Here is a 24,097-nt window from a genome sequence, read left to right as displayed (position 1 = left end):
TTTTTAAATGAATTATAATCTACTTGAAACTGAAATAAGAAGCTGAATTTCTTCAATTGCTGGCGTTGTGGATTTTTGTGTTCTTGATGAAAAAAATGACATTGATTTTGCAAACAATGGCCTTATTGTTAAAAAAAGTGAAAAAGCCAAAAATGCAATTGATTTAACTCTTGGCTTAATTATTTTAGTCAATCTTAATGCAAGAATAATTGTTGAAGAAATATACCAAATTGTAAGCTACAAACTAAAAGAAAAAAATCTAAGAATAGCTGAATTAAACGTTTATATTAAAGGAATTAAATAATGAGCAAAATAACTGGAAATGAATGATTAAATGCTCTTTTATCTGGAGCATACAATTTAAAAAATAAACAGAATCTTATTAATGCATTAAACGTTTTCCCAGTTCCTGATGGCGACACTGGGTCTAATATGGCTTCAACAATTATAAGCATCGAAGAAATAAGACAAGATGAAGATTTAGCAATATCTGAAGTAGCTTCCAAAGCTGCACAAAATATGCTTTTTTCAGCAAGAGGAAATTCAGGAGTTATTCTAAGTCAAATTTTCAAAGGGTTTTCAGTTGCTTTTCAAAATAAAAAAGAAATCAATGCATATGATTTAGTTAAGGGTTTTGAAGAAGCTTCCAAGTTTGCTTACAATGCTGTTTTAAAACCAGTTGAAGGTACCATTTTAACTGTTATAAGAGAAACTTCAGAAGGTTTAAAAGAAAATGTTTTAATTGATGCAGATACAATCGATGTACTAAAAGTTGCTTTATCATTAGCGCGTCAAAGTTGCGATAATACACCTAATTTACTACCTGTTCTTAAAGAAGTAAACGTTACTGATTCAGGAGGAGAAGGTCTATATGCAATCATTGAAGGAATACTTTCATATTTTGAAGGTAATCCTATTTCATTGTTAGATAAAGGTCTTGAAGTAAATAAATTCATTTCAGATGATGAAGTTTTTGAAGGAGAGTTTGGTTATTGCACTGAATTCATTATTGAACTTAAAAAACCAAAAAAATTCAATCGTGAAAATTTAATTGCAAAATTAGAAAAACATGGAAATTCAACTGTTGTTGTGAAGGATGATTCATATCTAAAAGTACATATTCATGCAATTAAACCTGGAAACATTTTAAATTTAGTTGATAACTTAGGTCAATTTGTCAAAATCAAAATTGAAAATATGACAATGCAAGCTAATGATGGTAAAAAAAATAGTAATGAATTAGCCAAAAAAAATACAACAAATGAAACTGAAACAAAAACACCCAAAAAATCAGCCATTATTTCATGTAACACAGGAATTGGTATTATTAATCTTTTAAAAGAAAATGGCGCTTCTTATATTATTGAAGGCGGTCAAACTAATAATCCTTCAATTAAAGATATCATTTTTGCCATTGAATCAATTAATGCTGAAACAATCTTTATTTTGCCAAATAATTCTAATATTATTCTTTCTGCCCAACAAGCTTCTACAATCGTTAAAGATAAAAAAATTATTATTATTCCAACTAAATCTCAAGCACAAAGTTTAAGTATCTTATATAACTTTAATGAAGAAAATGACCCTGAAGATAATCATATGTTAATGAAAGAAGCTTTAACAAATGTACATTATGGTGAAATTGCACCTTCTATTAAAACTACCAAACTAAATAACATTAAAGTTAAAGCTGGAAGTTATATGGTTATTTCTGAAGGTAAATTAACTAATACAGCAACAACATTTAATGAGGCAGCTTATAAATTACTTGATGAAATTGTTACTGAAGATATCCAATTAGTTACAATCTTCTATGGTCAAGGTGTCACTGAAGCTGACATTAATGAATTAAAGAATTACATTGAAATTAATTTCGATATTCAATTTGAAATTCATAATGGTGGACAAGAAATTTATCCATATCTAATTGCGGCTGAATAAGGAGTAAGTAATGAAAAAAATCGTTTTTGATGTAATGAATAATGATAATGGAATTTATAAAGCAATTAAGGGCGCTATTTCTTTCAAACTAAAAAATCCTAATTACAAAATTGCTTTAGTTGGTAATAAAGAAATTATTGAAAGCGAACTTGCAAAAAGTAGCAATCTAATAGCAGAGGATGCTTTTGAAATTATTGATTCAAAAAATATCATTCATCTTACATCATCCCCAAGAGAAGCCCTAAAAACTCCTTCTTCAATGCTTGATGCATTTAATTATCTAGATGAAAATGATTATGATGCAATTTTAAGTAGTGGTGATAGTGGAGCCTTTACAACTCTTTCTATGCTAAAAATCAAAAGACTTAATAATGTAGAAAGAATTGCTTTTATGCCAATTCTTCCAACATTAATAGGTAAGCATACTCTACTTTTAGATGCAGGTGCTAACATTGAAACTACGGCTGAATATCTAAATAACTGAGCTATTTTAGCAAATCATTACTACAAACTAATTTTTAATACAAAAAATAACCCAAGTATTGGGCTTTTAAATATAGGAAGTGAAGAATATAAAGGAAGTGTTCTAAACAAAGAAGCTTATAAACTTCTAAAAGAAAACAAAGATATCAATTTTTATGGATTCATTGAACCTAAAGATGCAATCGAAGGAAAAATTGATATTATTCTAGCTGATGGGCAAAGCGGAAATGTTTTTTTAAAAACATTAGAATCTTCCTTCCTTGGTTTTGGAAAGATGCTAAAAGATATTATTAAAACCAATTTCCTAACCAAATTAGGCGGTCTTCTTCTTAAAAAACGTCTTAAAAAAATGAAGGACGATTTTGATTATCGTAATGTTGGAGGTGCTTATATCATTGGACTTAACAAAGTCGTTGTTAAAGCACATGGTGGTTCAGATGAAATTGCTTTTGAAAATGCCTTGAACCAAATTAAAAATATCTTAGATAAAGAAACATTTATGGATGAATTAAAAAAGGAATTGAGTAACATAAATAATGACAAGATTGAATAAAGAAGACCAAATTTTTTGGAATTCATTATCTAAGTTTTTATTGAATTTTGGACTAAATATTTATTATCTTTCAGAAGAACAAAAATATACTTTAATAACTGCCTTTACGCATAAATCATATGCAAATGAAAATAAGAGCGCTGAGCACAATGACTATTTAGAATTCATTGGTGATGGCGTTTTACAATTCATCGTCACTGCTTGAATTGCCAAAAAAAATCCTTCTTGAGATTCAGGTTTTGCAACACAATTAAGAAGCTCTATTGTGGATAAAAATAATCTTTCTGATTTAGCTGAAGAATATGAATTATTTAAATACTTACGTCACTCAAAAGCTGCCTTTATTAATGGCATAAATAAAAAAACAATCTCAAACCTTTATGAAGCTTTTATTGGTGCTATCTATGTTGTTTTTGGCATTAATGTTGCAATGGAAGTCACTAAGCAAACACTAGGCAAAACATTTGATTCACATTATTATTCCCAACATTCTCATCCAAAAAATGTGCTACAAGAGCACTTCCAACAATCAAGCACTTCTAATGTTGTATATACAACTGAAAAACTCCCTAACAACACATTCCGCGCTACTGTAATGTTTGAATGAGTTAAATATGGTGAAGGAATTGGCTACTCTAAAAAAGAAGCTGAAACTAATGCTGCTATTGATGCATTAAAAAAATTAAAAACAATTGTTAAATAACTAACCAAAAATAACAAGAAATATTCTTATAAGTCAATAAAAACTCAATCTTTTTTCAATCTTTTCAATAAAAAAGCAATCTTAAGTAATTAAACTTGATTGCTTTTTTATTTTTAAAATAGTTCAACTTGGTTAGTTTCATTTAGGTCTTTTAGAATGCCTAGTCTTCTTAATTCATTACAAATTTTAATGTTAATTTTAGCTCTTTCAGTTAGATCTTCAATTGATAGAAAAGGTGCTTCTGCTCTTGCTTTAATAATTGATTCAGCAACTGTATCTCCAAGGCCATCAACAACATTAAATGGCGGAATTAAGGATTTTTTATTCTTATCAACAATTCAGTTTTTAGCATCTGATTTTTCAAGTGAAACATTTTGAATACTAAAACCTCTTGCATACATTTCTTTAGTAATTTCAAATGTTGTAATTAGTGCTGCTTCTTTTGTTGAAAGTGGATTTGCTTTATCATTTTTACGATTCTTATAATCATATAAAACTTCACTAACCTTGTTATATCCATTAGCCATGACTTCAATATCAATAGCATCTGGTCTAATTGAAAAATACGAAGCATAAAATTCAAGTGGATAATATAGTTTATATCAACCAATTCTTCAAGCCATAATAACATAGGCTGTAGCATGAGCTTTTGGAAACATATATTCGATTTTTTTAAGTGAATTAATGTATCAATCAGGAACTTTATTATTAATAAGAAGTTCTTCTTGTTCAGCACTCAAACCTTTTCCCTTCCGTACTCTTTCCATAATTTCAAAAGAAACTAAAGGTTCAATTTTTCTTCTTATTAATTCTTGCATGATATCATCACGACAACAGACACAATCTTTTAATTTGAAGCCTTTTTTAACTAATTCTTCAGCATTACCAGCTCATACATTTGTCCCGTGACTAAGTCCACTTAAAAGAATTAAGTCATTGAATGTTCTAGGTTGTGCATCCTTTAACATACCTCGCACAAAACTAGTTCCAAACTCAGGTAGCCCATATGCACCAGTTGTTTCATTATCGATCATGCTTGGACTTATTTTCATTGATTCAGTAGTATAGAATAACTTCATTACATTTTCATCAAATTTTGGAATACTTTTAACACTTATACCAGTTAGATCTTCAAGCATTTTAATTGTTGTTGGATCATCATGACCAAGTAAATCAAGTTTTAGAACATTATCATGAATGGATTCAAAGTTAAAATGTGTTGTTTTTCAGCTGCTATTAGTATCATTTGCTGGATAATTAACCGGCGTAAAATCTTCAACATCAAATTCTTTTGGTATAACAATTATTCCGCCAGGATGCTGTCCTGTTGTTCTTTTAACGCCAGCTGCTTTGGAAGCTAAAAAATCTAAAAAAGCTCTTGACCATGGAATTTCTTCTTTTCTTTCTTCATGCATATATTTTTCACAAAAACCAAAAGCTGTTTTTAAGGCAATCTTAGAAATAGTGCCAGCTCTAAATGAATGATCCTCACCAAATAATTCCTTAACAAGATTATGAATAGTAGGTTGATATTCCCCACTAAAATTTAAATCAATATCAGGAACTTTATTTGCTTCAAAACCTAAAAATGTTTCAAATGGAATATTATGTCCATCTTTTGAAAGAATTTCATTGCATTTTGGACATCTTTTGTCAGGTAAATCTCATCCTGAATAAATTTCTGGATTATCACTTCATTCAAAATACTTACATTTTAAACATAAATAATGTGGTTCAAGGGGATTAACTTCAGATATTTGGGATAAGTTTGCAACTATAGAAGAACCAACTGACCCTCTACTTCCAACTAAATAACCATCTTCATTAGATCTTTTTACTAATTTATGACTAATTCAATAAATTGCTGAATATCCATATTTAATAATCGGATTTAGTTCTTTTTCAACACGGTCAATGATTTTTTTATCTGGATTATTTCCATATTTTTCATATAAATTCTTGTAAACTAATTCTCTTAGTTTAATTGGAGAATTATCAAAACTTGGCACATATAATTTATCTTTAATTACTTGAATATCTTCAATTTGACTTGCAATTTTTTTTGGATTATTAATAACAATATCCTTAATTATTTTTTCGTCGTTTAAAAAAATAAATTGGCCAATCATTTCTTTGGTTGTAAGATATTTAAATCCAGGTTGCGCTCTTCCCTTTAGTCAATGTTTTCCTCCCCCTAAAGAAGGAGCATTAATATAGATTGCATGAATTTGTTTTTGATAATCATAAACATATCTAGCATCCGAAGTGGCAACGCACATTTTATTTAAAACATTACATTTTTCAATTAAATCTTTGTATGCAAATTTCAAATCAGATCAAGATATATCTTCTAGCTTAACATAATAAATAAATGATTCAATAGGAGGGAGTTCTATATAATCAAAGTTTTTTATTTCTTCAAGAATTTCATCATCAGTTCCAAACAAAACTTTGTCCCAAAGAAGCGATTGATTTGTTGCTGAACCAAATAAAAGATTAGGATACTTATTCTTATTTTCTATATAGAATTTTGGACCTTCTGCAAAATCATCAGTTAACGAATTAGATAAAATTTTAAAAAGTTCTTTTAGACCTTTTTGATTTTTAGCTAAAACTCTTATTTCGGAAGGTCTTTTTCTTTTAGCTCATAATGAAGTGTCGTAGTTGAATAGTTGCTCTGCATTAAATATTTGTTTTTCTAAGGCAAGTCTTGATATCATGCGTAATCAAACTTGTGCTAAAACATTAGCATCATAATCAGCTCTATGTGCTTCAGCGACATCATAAGCAATATTAAATCTTTTACATACTCTTTCAAGCTTATGCAGTCTATCTTCAGTATCAAGTAAATAAGAAACTCTTAATGTATCAATGCAAACTAGATTGCTTATATCCAAATTATAATCTTTGAATTTTTGGAAGCACATTCGCATATCAAAGCTCCCATTATGAGCTACAGCTATTTTATTATTTAAAATTTCATATATTTTTCTAATGCCTTCTTCTTGCTCATAACCATTAGCTAACATTGATTCATTAATGTTAGTTAATTCTTTGATTTTTTCAGTCAATGGCTTATTTGTTTTTAAAAAGAATTGAATTTTTTCAACTTGTTTGCCATTTCTAATGATGGAAGCACCAAATTCAATAATATCATCAAATCTTGAAGATAACCCTGTTGTTTCAAGGTCAAAAACAACATATTCAGCATCACCAAGATTGAAATTTCTATAACCTATAAAGATTGTATTTTTGTTTGAAATTGTTGAAAGAGTAGCTCCATATATTGGCTTAATTTTTTTATTTTTCTTTAAAAGATTATAGAAACTAGGAAAACTTTGCACGTTATCTAAATCAGTAATAGCAATTGCTTCGTGGCCTAATTTTTCCATTGCTTCAATATATTCTTCAGGAGAAGAAATTCCATCTTGCGCACTCATGTTTGTTCTGACTGCTAAATCAATTCTTTTTTCTTTTTCATTGTCTGGTGTTAAAGAAATCAATGATTCAGTAAGTGTATACCAATTTTTTCCAGAAGTAAGAATGAATTTACTTTTTGTATATGCATCATCACTTAGAAGTCCTTGGACATAGATTGTATCCCCTATTTTTAAATTAGGTTTTTCATCATTGATATCTTGAATGCATTTGATAGCAATTGCTTCTTTGTAATCTGAGATTCGAAGATTCAAAATTCTTCTATTGGTATTTGTTGTTCGATATTCTAAAAAGAAAATTTCACCCTTAAGCATAACTTTGATTTGTTCAAAAGTTATTAGAGCATCAGAAATACTCATTTCAATAGGATTTTGATTGTTATTTCTTTTTTTGCTATAAAAAGGATTGTTTTCTTCTTTGTTTGAAGTTTTATTTTTTTCTTCTTTTTTAATCGAATCAAAAGAATTAATTAGTCCTTTAACAATTTCTTTGCCTTCATTGGTTTCTTTTTTTTGATTTAATTTGTAGATTGGAATAAGGAATTCAAAGCCAATTTTTGCAAGACATAATTTGATTTCAGTATCAAAATTTTTAAATGCATCATAGGCTTTTTTAGTTGGAATATTAAATGTTATTTGATTATCATTTAAGTCTAAAATTTCAGGATTAATAAACCCTGAAATTGAATGTAATTTGTGAAATGAAGTCTCAATTGTGTATTTTAAATAATCAGCTATAACTTTTTTATCTAAGATAACATTTTGAATCATTAAATTGATTTTGCAATCAGGAAATTTAAGGCGCATGGCTTTTTTAAATTCAAGATATTGCGAAATTTCAATATGTTCCTCAAATTGAATATCAAAAATTCAATTTTTAAGAGTTGCTAAGGCAGGTTGCACAGATAAAAGTTTTGTTCCTTCAAAAACACCTGAAGGCTTAAAGTTTATTTCCTTACATAGATTTTCAAAACTTTTATCAAGCATAAAAATATCTCCTTAAAAATTATTTAATCAATAGAATTGCAGCTAATGAGATGGCAACAAGTGACATTGAATCAAATCGATCCATGAAACCACCATGACCTGGAATTAAATTTGAAAAATCTTTAATTCCTAATATTCTTTTTATTCCTGAAAAAATCAAATCTCCAACAATTGAAGCAATTGGCAATACTATTAAACCTACAACTAATTGTTTCCAATTACTAAATACTCTAAATATTTCATTGCTTTTTGTTAGATGCCCTAAGTACATTGTAATAAAAACAAAAATAGCACCAGATATAAAACCAATAATTACGCCTTCTCAAGATTTCTTAGGACTTATTGTTGGAGCAAAACCTCTTTTGATAATTTTACGTCCTATTAATGAGCCGCCAACATATGCCATTGAGTCAGTAAAGATTGGAATCGTTACCATAGCAAATAATAAATATATATTTGCGGCATTAAAAACAAAAATTGTTTTGAATGCTAAAGGAATAAATCATGTTACAAAAAGAACAATTAAATAGGAATTTATTTTTCTTTTTAACTTTGCTTTTGAAACAAAAAGTTCAATTATATAAATGAAAGAAATTAAGGTAATTAAAATTAGTAATTGCAACACTCTAAATTTTGTTATTGAATCGTATCCAAAAAATAAAGTTTCTTTAATTTGCGCAATTAGACTTGCAGCATTAATTCCTGTGTTGCTTGCTAAATTAAGAAATGAATTGGTTTCTATTTGACTTGGTTGATTTAAAAATCAATCAAGCGGCATTAGTCAAATTAAAACACTAGATATTGCAATTATGATACTTTCTCATTTTTTTAGAATCCGGTGTGAAATAACTTCATAAACAGCTCATGTTGAAATTATGGAATAGAAGACAATTCCAATTATTTTTCCTGAAATTTTTCCATAATATACTACAAATAAGAAAGGGATAAGTATTAATAACAAAATAATTGCAGACTTTAATCTTACTTTTATATCTTTCATTTTTTATCCTATTTTTTAATATAAATTGATATAAAAATAGTTAAGAAGAAAAGATTATATTGTCATTAATTCTTTTTCTTTTACTTTAACTAGATTATTAATTTTTTCAATTGCTTTATCAATTTCTTTTTGAATTTGGTCTAAGAAATTCTTTTGCAAATCTTCAGATAATTCTTTATCTGCCTTTATTTGTTTATTTGTATCTTGACGAATTTGTCTAATTCCTACTTTTGCTTGTTCAGATAATTGATTTAGAACCTTAGTCATTTCAACACGTTTTTCAGTAGTCATTTGTGGATATATCAATCTAAGTTGGTGACCTACGTTAACGATTGTGATGTTTAGCTTTTGATCCATAATGGTTTTTTCAATGTTTTTTAGAATTCCCATGTCATATGGTTTAACTAATAATTCTAATGGGCCATTAGGGCTTATGGAAGCTAGTTCTTCTAAATTCATTCATGAATCATAGTAATTAATTTTAATTTTATTAATCAATGTTGGGTTTGCTTTTCCCACAGCAACTTTTAATAATTGGTGTTCAAAATTGTTAATAGTTTTCTCAATGCCTTCTTGTAATTCTTCGATATAAAAATTCAACTCCATACTTTTTCCTTGTAAATTCTATTCCTTTATTTTTTTGTGATAACTGTATTTGGGATTTTGTTTTCAATTGCTCTAAGCAGTGCATTTTCTTCATTGATATCAAAAATAATTATGTCAATATTATTATCTTTTGCCATCGAGGCTGCTGTTTGATCAATAACTCTTAAATCTTTTTCAAGCAATTCATCATATGTTATTTTGTCAAATTTAACTGCATTCTTATTAAGTTTTGGATCACTATCATAAACTCCATCAACATTGTTTTTTCCCATTAGAATTGCATCAGCTTCAATCTCAGATGCATACAATGTTGAAGCAGTATCTGTTGTAAAAAAAGGTCTCCCAGTTCCGCCGGCAAAAATAATAACTTCTCCATCTCGCAAGTATTTTTTTGCTTTTTCATTAATATATACTTCACAAACTTTTGGATCGGTTGTTAATGAAGATAAAACTCGTGATGCTAATCCATTATTTTCAAAACCAGATTGAAGAGCTAAGGCATTCATTGTTGTTGCAAGCATTCCAATATAATCAGCTCTTACACGATTAATTCCGTTTTTAGCTGCGCTAGTGCCACGTCAGAAATTTCCACCACCAACAACAATTGCAACTTCAACATTATTGTTTATTATTGTCTTTAATTGACTTGCGAACTTTTTAACCAATTCATAGTCAATTGCTAAATGTTTATCTTTATTCGCTAGCCCTTCACCTGATAATTTGATTAAAATTCTTTTATATTTATAATTCACGATAACCTCATTAAACTAAATTTATATAAATTTAGTCTATTAAATATTTGTATATAATCTAAGCAAAATTATATATTAGTTTAACTTAAAATGCTTTTATAAAGATTTTGCATTTATTTTTTTATCAAAAAGCAATAATTTTTGCTTACCTTTTTTTAGTGCATCATATGCAGCAGCGCGACTCATTGCTAACTCATTGGCTATTTCTTGAAAAGATAAATCTTCAAAAAGATACAAATAAAGAACTTGTTTTTGGGATTGAGCTAAAAGTTGACCATATTTTTCAAATAATTTTATTAAATTATCTCTTTCTTCTAAGTCTTGCATTATTCATTAATACCCTTCATCAACCCAAAAATGTATGAATTTAAATCAAATTCTTCTAAATCTTCAATTTTTTCACCAAGACCAATATATTTAACAGCCAAATTTATTTCATCTTTAATTGTTAAAATAATTCCACCCTTGGAAGTTCCATCCATTTTCGTTAAAACAATTCCACTAAGTTTTGTAGCTTCACCAAATGCCTTAGCTTGTGAAATTCCATTTTGCCCTGTTGTTGCATCTAAGACTAAAAGTGATTCTTGAGGAGCATCTTCAACCTTTGAACTAATTATTTTATTTATTTTAGATAACTCATTCATTAGATTTACTTTATTTTGCAATCTTCCAGCAGTATCAATGATTAAAATGTCATAATTATCAACTTTAGCTTTATCAATCGCACGATAAACAACAGCAGCTGGATCTAATTCATTAGGAAGAGGCTTAACTATATCAGCGCCAACTTTGTTTGCTCATATTTCAAGTTGTTCAACTGCTGCTGTTCTAAATGTATCTGCTGCAGCAATTAGGACTTTGAAACCTTCATTAATTAGTTTGTAAGCTATTTTTGAGATTGAAGTTGTTTTTCCTGACCCATTAACACCAACAACTAAAATAACATTAATTCTGCCTTTTTTTACATCTAAAGTTGTATCAACTATTGAGTTAGACGTATAGATTGTAAAAAGCTTATCAGCAATAATTTCATTTATTAATTTCGGATCAATTATGTTTTCGTTTTTTACTTCTTTCTTACACTCTTCAATGATAACTTGAACTAATTTCATTGAAATATCAGCCATTATTAGTATTTCTTCAAGTTCTTCAAAAAATTCTTCATCAATTTTATTGTGTTTGTTTTGAAGTTGTTTGATGCTTTCAACAAAAGAAGAATTTGATTTTGAAAGGCCAGCTATATACTTGTCTAACTTATTTTTCTTTCTTAATTCTTTTTCGAGTTGTTTCTTTTCTTTTGCTTCAATTTTTTCTTGTTTTTTTGCAATTCTTTCTTCTTTAGTTCCAAAAAGTTTATCTTTTAAATTTGACCAAAAACCCATTATTTCTCCTAGAAAATTAATAGTTTAATTCTATTTATTTATATAAATTTTAATATAAAAAACTTAAGAAAAAATTAATAGCAAAGTATTAAAACTTTCTATTGTTTTGTTAAGTATTAGATGAAATTTTAATTGGCTTATTTAATTTATTTTTGATTTGAATTTACCTAAGAAAATGAGACAAAGGATTGTTAAGTCTCATTTTTTCTTTCAATCAAAACAAGTGTTTCAATATGAGGTGTTTGGGGAAACATATCATAAGATTGAATTTTTTTAATTGAATATCCACTATAAGTAAATTCTTTTAAATCTCTAATTAGTGTCTTTGGATCGCAACTTAAATAAATAATCTGTTTTATTTGTGATTGGATTATTGCTTCAATGCTTTTATTTTTTAAGCCTTCTCTTGGAGGATCAAAAATAACTAAATCAATTGCTTCTTTATTTTTTGATATTCATTCATTTGCATCAGCATTAATAATTTCAATATTGGAAATTTTGTTTATTTCTATATTTCTTTTTGCTTGTGTAGTTGCATTATTATTTATTTCAATTGAATAAACTTTTTTTGTTTTATTAGCAATGAAACAAGCAATTGTTCCAACGCCACTAAAAGCATCAACAATATTTAGATTCTTATTAGGGATTCAATCTAATATTTGTTTATAAATAAGTTTCGCTAATTCTTCATTTATCTGATAAAAACTATCATTTTTTACTTCAAAAAATATATTATCAATTTGATATTTAATTCCTTGATGCTCTAGTAAATTAATTCATTTGTTTTTTAATTCATCAAAGATGCTAATTTTGTAATTTTTCTTAAGCTTATTAAGTTCGATTAATTCATCTATCAATCTTTTTTCAATCTTTTTATTGATATTTAACACTATTTCTATATTGTTATCTAAATTACTTGAGCGCAAAGTTATTTTATTTGGCCCCAAAGAAAAGATTGTTTCTTTGATTTTAATATCTATTTCTGTTTGTGGATTTAGAAGTATATTTTTATAAAAGTTATTTATTTGTTTATTAGCTAATAAGAGATTTATTTGCGGAATTAATGAATGACTATATTTCTTAAAAAAACCAAATAAAATTTCATTTTCTTTGTATTCAATTTGAAGAGTTATTTTGTTACGATAAAAAAATTCTTTTGGAGATTTTATTATTGGATTAATTTCTTTTATATTTAAGTTTCTTGCAAATAGTTTTTTTATTAATGTTTCTTTAAATTCAATTTGTTTAGAATAATCTAAAGAAAGAAGTGGAGCACTTCCGCTTTCATAAAGTAATTTTTCATATTCATTTAGTATTCTTCTTTCTTTTGAAACATTTAAAAGTTTTATAACTTTAGCAAAACAACATTTTTTTGAATAATAAGTTATTTCTATATTTGCACTTTCATTAGGAAGAAGATTATAAACAAAAATAGGGATTTCAAAATCTCTAATTATGCAAAGTCCTTCATAACTTAAACCATCAAATAAAGAATTATTGTTTTTTATATTTTTTAGAATTAATCCTTTTTTTAATTCAATTTTATTTTCCATTATTTACCTAAACAGAATTTACTAAACATATTATCTAAAAGAGCTTCGTTATCATGTTCTTTATTTAGAATTTCTCTTAGAATTCCTCAAGCTTTATTAATATCTAAAATAACAACTTCAGGTCCATATCCCGCATTTAGACTTTCAATTGCATTATTTAATTCATTTATACATTGCTTTAGAAGTCCTAATCTTCTTGTGTTATAAATTAATTCTGGATCTTCATAATCTAAGTTTAGATAGTTTTTTATAAGGGCATTTTTTAGCTCTCAAAGATATCCATTTTTTGCAGATGTTAAAACATAGTTAGCAGGTGCTTTTTCTTTTAAAAGGTCACTTTTGTTAATAACTGGAATATAAATTTTATTTTTTGATAATTCTTTAATTAATCTATCTTCTTCGTTTTCTTTGTGCGCAGGACTTGTTAGATGTACAACAATTTTAGCTTCTTCAATTGCTTTTATTGAACGTTCAATTCCAATTGATTCAATTTTATCTTGTGTTTTTCTAATGCCAGCTGTATCAATTATTTTAAATAGAATGCCATTCAATTCATAAGTATCTTCAACAATATCTCTTGTTGTTCCTGCAATATCTGTAACGATTGCTTTTTCTTTACCTAATAATCTATTTAAAATTGATGATTTTCCAGTGTTAGGTTGACCTACAATAGCTACTTTTATTCCATTATAAACATCAGATGCATTTTCAGATTTTTTTACGATGATTTCAATGTTATTTTTTAAGTTAGTAATCATAGTTAGTAATTTATTACTATTCATCTGTTCAATATCATTGTAATCTGAGTAATCGATATTTATTTCGATGATTGAAATAATCATAAGAAGTTGTTGTTCTAATTTATCAATAATTTCTGCATCTTTATCATTGAATTGAGTAATAGCTATTTCTGCTTGAATATTAGTTTGTGCATGTATTAGAGAGTTTATTGCTTCTGCCTTTTCTAAACTAATTTTTCCATTCAAAAAAGCTCTTCTGGAAAATTCGCCACGAGTAGCCATTCTTGCGCCATTAGCTAGAATTAAATTTAAAATTTTATTTGTAACTATTATTCCACCATGCGCATTGATTTCGATTGTATCTTCACCAGTAAAGTTTTTATTTCCAATAAAGAAATTAACTAAAACTTCGTCTACAACTTTTTTAGTATTTGGATCCACAATATATCCATAAGTTATTGTTTTATCAGTTCCAATTTTTCCATTGTAGACTTTTTTTATTATTTCAATTGCATCTGGTCCAGATATTCTAATTATAGAGATAGCTTGGTTAATATTACCTGAAGAAATAGCTGCTATTGTATCGTTATAAATATTTTTCATAGATTAAATTATAGAATAAATTAAGTTTTGTTTTTTATATGAATAATTTGTTTTTTTTAATCTTGAATTCCTAATTTCTAAATAAAAAAATAATATGGGAAAGTAAAGTTTATGTTTGTTAAATTAATAATATTAATAAAAAATGTAATTAATTAAAAAAATTTAAAAAGTTCCTTAATTTAAGAAGAAAACAATGTCAATAATTATGTTTTTAAAAGCAAAAAACTAAGAAATTATTGACATATTACTATTTTTAGAGGAAATAAAAAAAGCAAGGATTAACTTGCTTTAATTATCAGATTTTAACTCTTTTGTTTGGAGCTAGATACATCTTATCGCCTTTTTTAATATCAAAAGCATCATAGAAATCATCGGAGTTTTGAACTTGAATGTTAGCTCTTAAAATAGCAGGCGCATGCACATCAGTATCAATTAAAAGTTTTTGTAATTCCTTACGATATTTTGATCTTCAATTGATTGCATAATTTATATAAAATTCTTTGGCACTGAAATCTTTTTCTTGCTTTGCTGCTTCTAGTGCACAAGAAACTCCGCCAGCATCAGCAATATTTTCTGAAACAGTTAATTTTCCGTTGCATTTTCCTGCTTCTGTTTTTTTGCCATCAAATAAATCAATCATTTTTTTCGCACGTTTGTCAAACTCTTCTTTATCTTTTTCACTTCATCAGTTAACCATGTTTCCAACTTCGTCGAAGTTAGCACCATTATTATCAAATGCGTGTGATATTTCGTGCGCAATAACACTACCGATTCCACCATAATTTGTTGAAGAAGATTGTTTTTTACTATAGAAAGGAGCTTGTAAAATACCAGCTGGGAAAACAATGATATTTTTAGTTGGGTTATAGTAGGCATTTACCATGGCAGGAGTCATAGACCATAAGTCTTTATTTTTCTTTTTGCCATATTGCGAATATCTATATTCACCTTCAATTTTTTGGAAGTCCATAACATTCATAAGTAAGTCATTATAGCCTTCATATTCCTTAAGAATTAATTTGTCATAGTATTCTTCATATAAATCAGGGAAACCTACATAAACACCAATTTTTGAAAGTTTTAGAATTGCTTTTTCTTTTGTTGTTTGTGATAATCAATCATTATTTTTTAATCTATTTGCATATATTGAAACCATTTTTGTAATCATAGATTCAACATTTTTTTTGTTTTCATTTCCAAAGAAAGTTTCACCATAGTATTTACCAAAAGGCATTTTGTAAACACCATCAGCTACAAGTTTAACTGCAATTTTTTGTTTAGGTTGTGCTTTTATTTGTCCTCTTAAAGCTCTTGAGAATTCTCCAGCAATAACTAAACTATCATAATCTAAGAAAGCAGCTAAAGAAAGAATTGTGTTAATGTATAAAAAAGCTTTATAGTTTTCAAAATTTGGTGCAGTAATTAATTTAGATAGGTCACTTGCTAAATTGTCTGAAACACAAATTACATCTTCAATTTCTTTGTTATAAATACTTTTAATGATATTTGATAATTTAAGTTCTTTAATTTTTGTATCAAATTCAAAAACTTTTTTTGGATTATAGATATTTGTAATGATTGCTCATTCTTCTGCAGATAAAATATACTTAGCAGCTTCTGAATCTCATAGAAGTGCTTTGTTAATTAGATTTTCAGCTCATTTAGTATCTTTGTTGATTTTTAAAAGAAGTTTTTTTACCATCGCTGTTCAAATTTTGTACATTGAATTCTTTTTTTCTTCGTTTGCATAATATTGTTTTTCTGGAAGAATAACATTAGGGCAAGAAACAAAAAGAATTTGTTGTTCGAAGTTTTTAAAATCTGTTTCAATGAATAAAGGAATAGGAAGCTCAAAGCCAGCAAATAAAAAATCTTTGTAATTTTTTTCTAAATCAGCTCAACTTTGCAGAGATTCAATCTGCTTTAGAATTGGAAGAAGCGGTTTAATTCCGTTTATTCTTCTTTGATTTCAATTGGTAAATAACTTATAAAACTTCACCATCTCTAAAAGAGTTGGATTGTTTTTGATATCAGAAGAATCTTTTATTCATTTGTCTAAAAGCTTAATTTTTAATCTAACCAATTCTTCATCTAGTCTTTCAAAAGAACCTACGGAAGATTTGTTATCTGGAATTTTATGCTTAGCTAGTCATTCACCATTTATTGCTTCAAAAAAGTTATCTTTTATAAGTTTTTTATTCATAAATTACCTTTCTTTATTTTTTGGAAGCGAATTTTTTATCAATCTTATTTTTTGTATAAAACAATTTTAAGTTATTGAAAGAAAGTGTTTTTTTGTAATTCTTGTAGTTCATTTTTTCAAATACAACTGAAATTTTTAATTCTTCAGCTTTCTTTAAAAGAAATTTTAGAAAAATAGTAATACTTGGGTCATCAATTTTTTTAACAATTTCTTCATCAATTCAAATCATATCAATTCAAGAACCAATATTTAAAATGATGCTTTCATTGATTTGAGTTAAACGAATTTTTGCTTTAAAAGACTTATTAATATCTTTTATTTGTTCTACTTTTTTCTTTGTTCTAGCAAGAGTTTTTTTGCTATTAATTTTAATAAGTGATAGAAAATCTTTGGAATTAGAATTTAATTCATTAATTGTGGCATTATCAATAGTGTTGAAAATAAAATCTTGAATGTTGAGAATTTTATTATCAAAAGATTGTTTATTTAAATTTTTGTAAAGACTTAAAAAGTAATTCTTATACAAATCAAATGAATTTCAAAGTTCTTTATTTTGTTTATCAAAATTTTTAAATTCATTTTTGAATTTTTTATCAATTAAAAGAATATCTAATTTTTTGTTTGAATCTTCTAAATCATTTAGATAGATTTGTTTTGTATCAATAGCATTTTCTTGAAGATATTTTTTGATTGAATTATATTTATTTTTAAAAGCACTAAAGTCTTCAGAAACAAGAAAATTATTTGATAATCAAGGGTTTTCTAAATTTAAATCAAGTTTCAAATAATCAAAGATTAGCTCATAATTAGAAATAGCTTCATATGTATCTTCTTTTTTTAGAAGAAGCGAACTATCAAAGGCATAAAAAGATTTAAAGAAGCTGCTATATCAATAAGAATAATAGTTTTTGATAATGCGAATAATGTTGTGTGCTTTGCTTAGACTGAATTTGTTTTTAGGGAAAACAAAAAAGAGTTTATTTCAATCTAAAATAGTTTTAACTCCAATGATTTTTTGTTGCATAAATAAGTCTTTAAAAATCTTTATTAAACCATCAAAAGTATTGATATTTTTAATATTTAAAATTAATACGCAAGCAACATAATGATTTTCAGGATTAATCAAATAATTGATATTTGTATTTAGTCCTTCGATGATTGTTTTTTCAACTTTTGTAATTTCTTTTCAACTTAGATTTAAAAGCAGTTTATTATCATCAATGAAGTTAAGTTCGATAATTACTTTAGTAATACTAGTTGATAATTTATTTTTTTGTTTATTAAAATCAATAATAATATTCTTTCTTGTTTCAAGAGCTTTTTCAAATGCAAAGGAAGCTTTTTTATCTAATAAATTTAAAAACGATTCAAGCTTTTTTCATTTTTTATTTCATAATGAAAGTTTTTTTAAAAAGAAAGGTTGAGTATAGAGATTTTGAATATCGCTACGATATTTAATTCTTTGTTTTTCAATATCAACTTCTAAAAAAATCAGTCCATTAGTATTATTGATATCTCATTTTCTTTTGTCAATGAAATAAATAAGTAAAAAAGTAATAACACATACTAAACTAATAAGCAATAAAATAAGAATTATCAAAGCATTATTCGAACTCATTTAGATTACCATCCCATTTTTTAATTGAGTGGTGAGAACGTTCAAATTGTTTAATTACTTTATTAGTTTGGAATTTAACTGTAATAATTGAGCCAACTAGATCGATGATTTCACCTTTTCCATAAGTCTTATGAATGATGCAATCTCCAACGATTAAATCAGCATTATTCAAATCATTTTCTTTACTAAAAGCAAAATCTGAAGCAAGATTGATTGAATCTTGTTTACTACGAAGTCCAAGTTCGTCAATAAAACGACTTCGTTTTGTAAAACCAGAACGATTAATCGCATATGATAAATGCAATTTCTTTTTAGCTCTTGTTATAGCTACATACATCAATCTTCTTTCTTCTTCAAGAGCCTCAATATCTTCTTTATAGTTATCTAGATTTCTTATGAAAGTAAATTCACGATGAGGGGAATGAATTATTGATCTTCTTAAAGGAAAAATCCCATCAGCAAGTCCACAAATAAAAACATAATCAAATTCAAGACCTTTGGCATTGTGTACTGTCATTAAAGATACAAAACTTGTAGCATCATCTTCAACATCTCTATCAGTAATTAGTGTTATTTCTTGTAGATATTCATCAATGCTGCCCTTTTTATTTTTAGTTTCTCATCTTTCAATAGCACTAATTAAACTTAAGAAGTTTTCTTTTTTGCTTTCATATTCTTCTTCAACATTCTTAAAAGGTTCAAAGTAGCCAATAACTTGTAGCATAAATTCTTTAAGCATAATGCTAATTGAATTAGATTTAAGCGCTACTCTAGCTCAGCGGATGTTGTTTACTAGATTAGCTATTTGTTGAATTGTTATTGAAGAGATGTGCAGAGTTTTTTGAATTTCATCAAAATGGCTTTCAATTGCACTAAATAAATCAATGCCTCTTTCACGTGCAAAATTAAGTAGTTTTTCAATTGTAACTTCACCTATTTTTCTTGATGGTTTATTGATAATGCGAAGAAACATTAATTCATTGCCATCATGAATTACTCTTAAATAAGCTAAGGCATCTTTGATTTCTTCTCTTTGGTAAAACTTAATTGATCCAAAAAGTTTGTAAATTGTATTTTCTCTAATTAATGCTTCTTCAATAGCTCTTGAATAACTATTTGTCCGAAATAAAATAGCAATGTTTTTTAATTGAATACGATTTCTTTTTAGTTTTGAGATATTTTGAGCAATTCATCTGGCTTCATCTTCTTCAGAATAACCACTAAAGAAATCAATATCTTCGCCTTCTTCATTGTATGTATATAGTTTTTTGTCTAATCTAATTTTGTTATTTGTAATAAGACGATTAGCATATTTGAGAATTGTTTTTGTTGAACGATAGTTTTCTTCTAATTTGATAGTAAGAGCATTTGGATAGTCTTTATGAAAATTAATAATGATATTAATATCAGCATTTCTTCAACTATAAATTGTTTGGTCTGGGTCACCAACAATTGTTAGATTGTTAGTGGAGCATAGTTTTTGAAGAATCTTATATTGAATTATGCTTGTATCTTGGAATTCATCAATTAATAAATAATCATATCTTCTAGCTCATTTGTTAGCAGTACGATAAAACTTAGGGTCATAAAATAACTTATAAACAAAAACTAAAAGATCATCAAAGTCAAGAGCTTGTGATCTTTCAAGTCTTTCTTGGTATTTTTTATAAATTAATTCTTTTGTTTGAAGTGATTTTTTTTCTTCTTCAGAAATTGTTGGGTCATTTTCTTCTGATTCAATATTTAAAAAATCAAATAAAGCATTTTTTTTGTTTTGAATGAAGCTTAAGATGGAATTGTAGCTAAATTCAATATTTGAAATTTCTAATTCAGCATAAACTGATTTTAAAATTGCTTTCTGGTCAATTTCATCAACAATTTGAAAATCATTGCTATATCCTAAAAAATGAATATCGCGTCTTAAGATATTTGCACAAATGGAATGGAATGTTGTAATTGTTGGCAATTCAGATTCATCATCAAGAAGACTAGCAACTCTCGATTTCATTTCGTTAGCTGCTTTGTTAGAAAAAGTAAGGGCTAAAATGCGCAAAGGATTTATTTCTAATTCTTTGATTAGATAAGTAATTTTGTATGTTAAAACTCTTGTTTTTCCTGAGCCTGCACCAGCAATAATTCGCAGAGGCCCTTCATTATATTGAACAGCATTACGTTGTTGTTCGTTTAAATTATCTAAATCTAGCATAAAATCCTCCTGATGTTATAACTTATTTAATTATATCTTATTAAGTATGTGGGGAATAGTACTATTAAAAAATAGCTATAATTAGCTATTTAAACCAATTAATTTTGGGAAGTTCTCTTTTTTTTGGAAGAATTAACTTATTGTCTATTTCTTCTTCAAATTCTTCAAATTTATTTTTTCAAACAGTCTCTGTTTTTGATAATTTATCATTCCAATTTAACCTTGTTGCACTAATGCCTGAAAGAAGAATAAGAAATTCAATATTTATTGCAATAGTGGCTAGCATTGAAGGTATGCTTAGAATAATTTTTTGGGCAACATTAAGTTTATTTCCTTTTGCTGCACTAAGAAAACCATCAGCTGAAATAAGCATAAAAGCTAAAAAAACAAAGATTCAAAGTAAAGCAAATAAACGTTGGCGATCAAAAATATATTTAGATAATTTTTTTTGCTTATCTACTGAAATAATTTTGATTTTGCAAATTAACATTCCAAGAGTTTGGCCTTTTAGAAGTATTGGAATTAAAATGTACTCTAGAATAATAAAAAGAATAATTGCAAGTAACCAAATGCGGAAAATAATTTCTTTATAAATAATATTGTTTGTAAAGAAATCCATTTTTTTGTAATTGAAAACAATAAATGAAGAAGCAAGGGAAAAGATAACAAAAAGTAATAAATCTATCAAAGTTGCAAGCAATCTAATTCAAAAATTAGCGCGAATGTTTTTCTTTATTATCATGTAAATTTCTTAAAGATTAAGTTTCATTTTTTACTAAAACCATCTGTTAAATTATTTAAATCATTAATTTTAAATTTTTTAAAGTAAGGATTAGTTTTGATTTCGTTTAATCAAAATTCTTTTTGAGTTTTGATTTCCTTTAGAAGAGCAGCTTTAATGTTGTTATATACTTTGTCTTTTAGTGGATCGTTTTTGATTTTAAAAACTCCTAAATAACCTGCAACATAGTAGCAAAATGAAATTAAATTTGCAAAAATAAGAGCATTTTTTTTATCAATATCATCTTTATTGTATGAGGATAAAATAGCATTTCAAACTCTTACTAAAGAATTGATATTGAATAAAATAAATTTGCCATTTAGATCACTAATTCATGTGTTTTTGTAATAAACATATGACTTAGCTTTTAATAAACAATCAAAAATAAATTTAGTTGCACTTTCGAAATTAAGATTTTTAATTTTTGATTTTTTAATTACTTCAGAAATAATTTCTTTTTTAATAATGTAATTTGAATTTGAAGATGAAGCTAAAGCAAGCGGCAAATTATTTTTTTCTAAATCAATAATATTTAGCTCAGGAAGAATTTCATCTTTGTAACATGAATATATGTTTTCTTTTTTTGAAAAAGGAATTTCAATAATGTCAGGTTGATAATTAAGTTTTTCTAAAAAAGAATTAATATGTTGGATGAATTCACTTTTTATTTTATAAGTTTGTTTTAGGATATGAACATAAGGAGTTTGTACTAAATCAATTGCGGTTTTCAGTGTTAAATCAAGGTTTTGGTGTGCTGAATTAATAATAATTTTAGTTTTTTCCTTATGCTTAGTTTGCAACTTATCAAGTTCAAAAACTTGTTCATTAGTTGGATTGTCAATTGTTATAATAACATCAAAATTATTATTTTTTTGCTTATTTATGTTGTGTAAAATCTTATCAACTTGAATGTTGGGATTATATATTGGAATTATGATTGTCAAATTTTTATTCATATTTTAACCTACATTTTTATTTGTCCAGCAACTCTTGGGAAAGGTATTGCATCTCTTATGTTAGAAATACCTGTTACATACATAATAAGTCTTTCAAAACCAATACCAAAACCAGAAGATGGCGCATAACCGAAGCGTCTTAAATCTAAATATCATTGCAAAGGCTTAATTGGAATTTTGATTTCATTCATACGATCTAGAAGTTTTTGATATCTTTCTTCCCGTTGACTGCCCCCAATTAATTCTCCAATTCCTGGCACTAATAAATCAAATGCTGCAACAGTTTGATTATCATCATTTTGATACATATAAAAAGCTTTAATATCTTTAGGATAATTAATAACTGCAACTGGGCCTTGAATAATTTGTTCAGATAAGAATTTTTCGTGTTCTGAAGCTAAGTCCATGCCAAAATGAATATCTTTTTCTATAAATTGATCTTTAAATTCCTTAAGTTTTTCAACAACATCTTTGTATTCAATAATTGTTAATTTATTACTTAGAAACTTGTTTAGATTATCTAATAAACCAGGATTTATTGAATCTAAATAATTCATTTCATCATTGTAGTTTTGAATAGTATTTTTAATTACAGTTTTTAATAAATCATCAGCTAGCAAAACAATATCTTTAAGTTTATAAAAAGCAACTTCTGGTTCTATCATTCAAAATTCAGCAAGGTGTCTTGAAGTATGTGAATTTTCAGCTCGAAAAGTTGGGCCAAATGTATAAACTTTTTTAAAACTTTGAGCATAGGATTCCGCATGTAGTTGTCCTGTTACTCCTAAGAATGCTTTTTGTTTGAAGAAATATTCTTTATTTTCATCATCTACTAAAAGAGTTTCGCCAGCGCCTTCGCCATCATTAGATGTAATGATAGGTGATGCCATATATAAGAAGCTATTTTCTTGAAAGTATTTGTGAATTTCAAAGGATAAGGAATTTCTAATTAACATTATGCATTTAAAAAGATTAGTTTTGTTTCTTAGATGAGGAATTTCTCTTAAGAATTCAAGCGAAGTTTCTTTTTTTTGGATAGGAAAATCTTCATCAACTGAGTTAATGATTGTAAGTGATTCTAAGATTAGTTCAAGAGGCTGTTTAGCATTTGGAGTTAGATGGATATAACCATTTATAACCAAAGAAGTTCCTAAAGAAATATTTGATATTGAAAATTTTTCAATATCTTCATTTTTAGCAACAACTTGTAGATTAGAAATGCTACTTCCGTCATTTATTGTTAAAAATCTAATTTTTTCATTTCCCCGATTTGAAACAATTCAACCTTCAATACTCAATTTAAGACCTTCAGAAATCGCATTTTCTTTTTGTTTTAGTAATAATTCTTTAATTGTCATAATGCTATTTAATATTCCTTTTTAATTCAAATATATTATTAATTAATAATTAATTATACTTAATTATTTTACTAGCGTTTAGGATATAGGAATTTGGATAAATAATCATCTTAATTATTGATAAGAATATTTGTGTTTAAAATTCCAATAAAAAACAAAAAAGGCTTAATTTAAATTGAAAATTAGCCTTTTTTTATTTAATTTCTTTTAGAAAAAAAGAATATGAATTAATGGT

Annotated in this window: 18 protein-coding genes; 4 read left to right on the top strand and 14 right to left on the bottom strand. The window is 26.6% G+C overall.

Annotation, left to right across the window (positions count from 1 at the left end; all coding sequences use genetic code 4):
- The first annotated feature begins 7 nt into the window (after nt 1–7).
- Genes MAU_RS00510 through rnc form a run of 4 tightly spaced genes read left to right on the top strand, consistent with a single transcriptional unit; the run spans nt 8 to nt 3,680 of the window.
- A complete protein-coding gene (locus tag MAU_RS00510) occupies nt 8–304 on the top strand; it encodes a hypothetical protein (RefSeq protein WP_004423241.1) in 297 nt (98 codons plus the stop codon).
- Nucleotides 304–1,941: a DAK2 domain-containing protein gene (locus MAU_RS00505; protein ID WP_004423240.1), complete on the top strand. Its 1,638-nt coding sequence runs from the start codon at nt 304–306 to the stop codon at nt 1,939–1,941. Before MAU_RS00510 ends, MAU_RS00505 begins: the two co-directional genes overlap by 1 nt.
- Before the next feature lie 10 nt (nt 1,942–1,951).
- Entirely contained in the window at nt 1,952–2,977 is a 1,026-nt protein-coding gene (gene plsX, locus MAU_RS00500) for a phosphate acyltransferase PlsX (RefSeq protein ID WP_004423239.1), read from the top strand.
- A complete protein-coding gene (gene rnc, locus MAU_RS00495) occupies nt 2,961–3,680 on the top strand; it encodes a ribonuclease III (protein WP_004423237.1) in 720 nt (239 codons plus the stop codon). Before plsX ends, rnc begins: the two co-directional genes overlap by 17 nt.
- A gap of 113 nt (nt 3,681–3,793) precedes the next feature.
- On the opposite strand, the gene MAU_RS00490 is transcribed toward rnc, so the two are convergent.
- The 14 genes from MAU_RS00490 to asnS all read right to left on the bottom strand — a co-directional run bounded on the left by MAU_RS00490 (nt 3,794) and on the right by asnS (nt 23,862).
- Nucleotides 3,794–8,104, bottom strand: a complete 4,311-nt coding sequence (locus MAU_RS00490) for a PolC-type DNA polymerase III (protein ID WP_004423236.1) — start codon at nt 8,102–8,104, stop codon at nt 3,794–3,796.
- A 19-nt stretch (nt 8,105–8,123) separates the two neighbouring features.
- On the bottom strand, nt 8,124–9,104 hold the full coding sequence (locus MAU_RS00485; RefSeq protein ID WP_004423234.1) for a phosphatidate cytidylyltransferase: 981 nt from the start codon (nt 9,102–9,104) through the stop codon (nt 8,124–8,126).
- A 54-nt stretch (nt 9,105–9,158) separates the two neighbouring features.
- Entirely contained in the window at nt 9,159–9,710 is a 552-nt protein-coding gene (locus MAU_RS00480; protein ID WP_004423232.1) for a ribosome-recycling factor, read from the bottom strand.
- 26 nt (nt 9,711–9,736) lie between these two features.
- Complete coding sequence (pyrH, locus tag MAU_RS00475; protein WP_004423230.1) at nt 9,737–10,462, bottom strand: UMP kinase; 726 nt, start codon at nt 10,460–10,462, stop codon at nt 9,737–9,739.
- A gap of 96 nt (nt 10,463–10,558) precedes the next feature.
- Nucleotides 10,559–10,789, bottom strand: coding sequence for a sigma factor-like helix-turn-helix DNA-binding protein (locus MAU_RS00470; protein WP_004423228.1), 231 nt, complete (start codon nt 10,787–10,789; stop codon nt 10,559–10,561).
- Entirely contained in the window at nt 10,789–11,844 is a 1,056-nt protein-coding gene (gene ftsY, locus MAU_RS00465; RefSeq protein WP_004423226.1) for a signal recognition particle-docking protein FtsY, read from the bottom strand. The genes MAU_RS00470 and ftsY overlap by 1 nt, the downstream gene beginning before the upstream one ends.
- Before the next feature lie 191 nt (nt 11,845–12,035).
- Nucleotides 12,036–13,397 carry a 23S rRNA (uracil(1939)-C(5))-methyltransferase RlmD gene (rlmD, locus tag MAU_RS00460; RefSeq protein WP_004423224.1) on the bottom strand — a complete coding sequence of 454 codons (1,362 nt, stop codon included), beginning with the start codon at nt 13,395–13,397 and terminating at the stop codon, nt 12,036–12,038.
- Nucleotides 13,397–14,740, bottom strand: a complete 1,344-nt coding sequence (mnmE, locus tag MAU_RS00455) for a tRNA uridine-5-carboxymethylaminomethyl(34) synthesis GTPase MnmE (RefSeq protein ID WP_004423223.1) — start codon at nt 14,738–14,740, stop codon at nt 13,397–13,399. Before mnmE ends, rlmD begins: the two co-directional genes overlap by 1 nt.
- Nucleotides 14,741–15,032: 292 nt before the next feature.
- A complete protein-coding gene (locus MAU_RS00450; protein ID WP_004423220.1) occupies nt 15,033–16,943 on the bottom strand; it encodes a M13 family metallopeptidase in 1,911 nt (636 codons plus the stop codon).
- Nucleotides 16,944–16,956: 13 nt separating this feature from the next.
- Nucleotides 16,957–18,561 carry an MHO_4530 family protein gene (locus MAU_RS00445; RefSeq protein ID WP_004423218.1) on the bottom strand — a complete coding sequence of 535 codons (1,605 nt, stop codon included), beginning with the start codon at nt 18,559–18,561 and terminating at the stop codon, nt 16,957–16,959.
- Entirely contained in the window at nt 18,548–20,767 is a 2,220-nt protein-coding gene (locus tag MAU_RS00440; RefSeq protein ID WP_004423216.1) for an ATP-dependent helicase, read from the bottom strand. Before MAU_RS00440 ends, MAU_RS00445 begins: the two co-directional genes overlap by 14 nt.
- Nucleotides 20,768–20,852: 85 nt before the next feature.
- Nucleotides 20,853–21,509 carry an RDD family protein gene (locus tag MAU_RS00435; RefSeq protein ID WP_004423214.1) on the bottom strand — a complete coding sequence of 219 codons (657 nt, stop codon included), beginning with the start codon at nt 21,507–21,509 and terminating at the stop codon, nt 20,853–20,855.
- Nucleotides 21,503–22,504: a glycosyltransferase gene (locus MAU_RS00430; protein ID WP_004423212.1), complete on the bottom strand. Its 1,002-nt coding sequence runs from the start codon at nt 22,502–22,504 to the stop codon at nt 21,503–21,505. The genes MAU_RS00435 and MAU_RS00430 overlap by 7 nt, the downstream gene beginning before the upstream one ends.
- Before the next feature lie 8 nt (nt 22,505–22,512).
- On the bottom strand, nt 22,513–23,862 hold the full coding sequence (asnS, locus tag MAU_RS00425) for an asparagine--tRNA ligase (protein ID WP_004423205.1): 1,350 nt from the start codon (nt 23,860–23,862) through the stop codon (nt 22,513–22,515).
- Nucleotides 23,863–24,097 lie beyond the last annotated feature (235 nt).

Origin of the sequence: Metamycoplasma auris 15026 (genome assembly GCF_000367765.1) — a bacterium.
Taxonomy (GTDB): domain Bacteria; phylum Bacillota_I; class Bacilli_A; order Mycoplasmatales; family Metamycoplasmataceae; genus Metamycoplasma; species Metamycoplasma auris_A.
The sequence above is the reverse complement of the archived record's forward strand: the minus strand, read 5'-3'. Positions and strand labels throughout refer to the sequence as shown.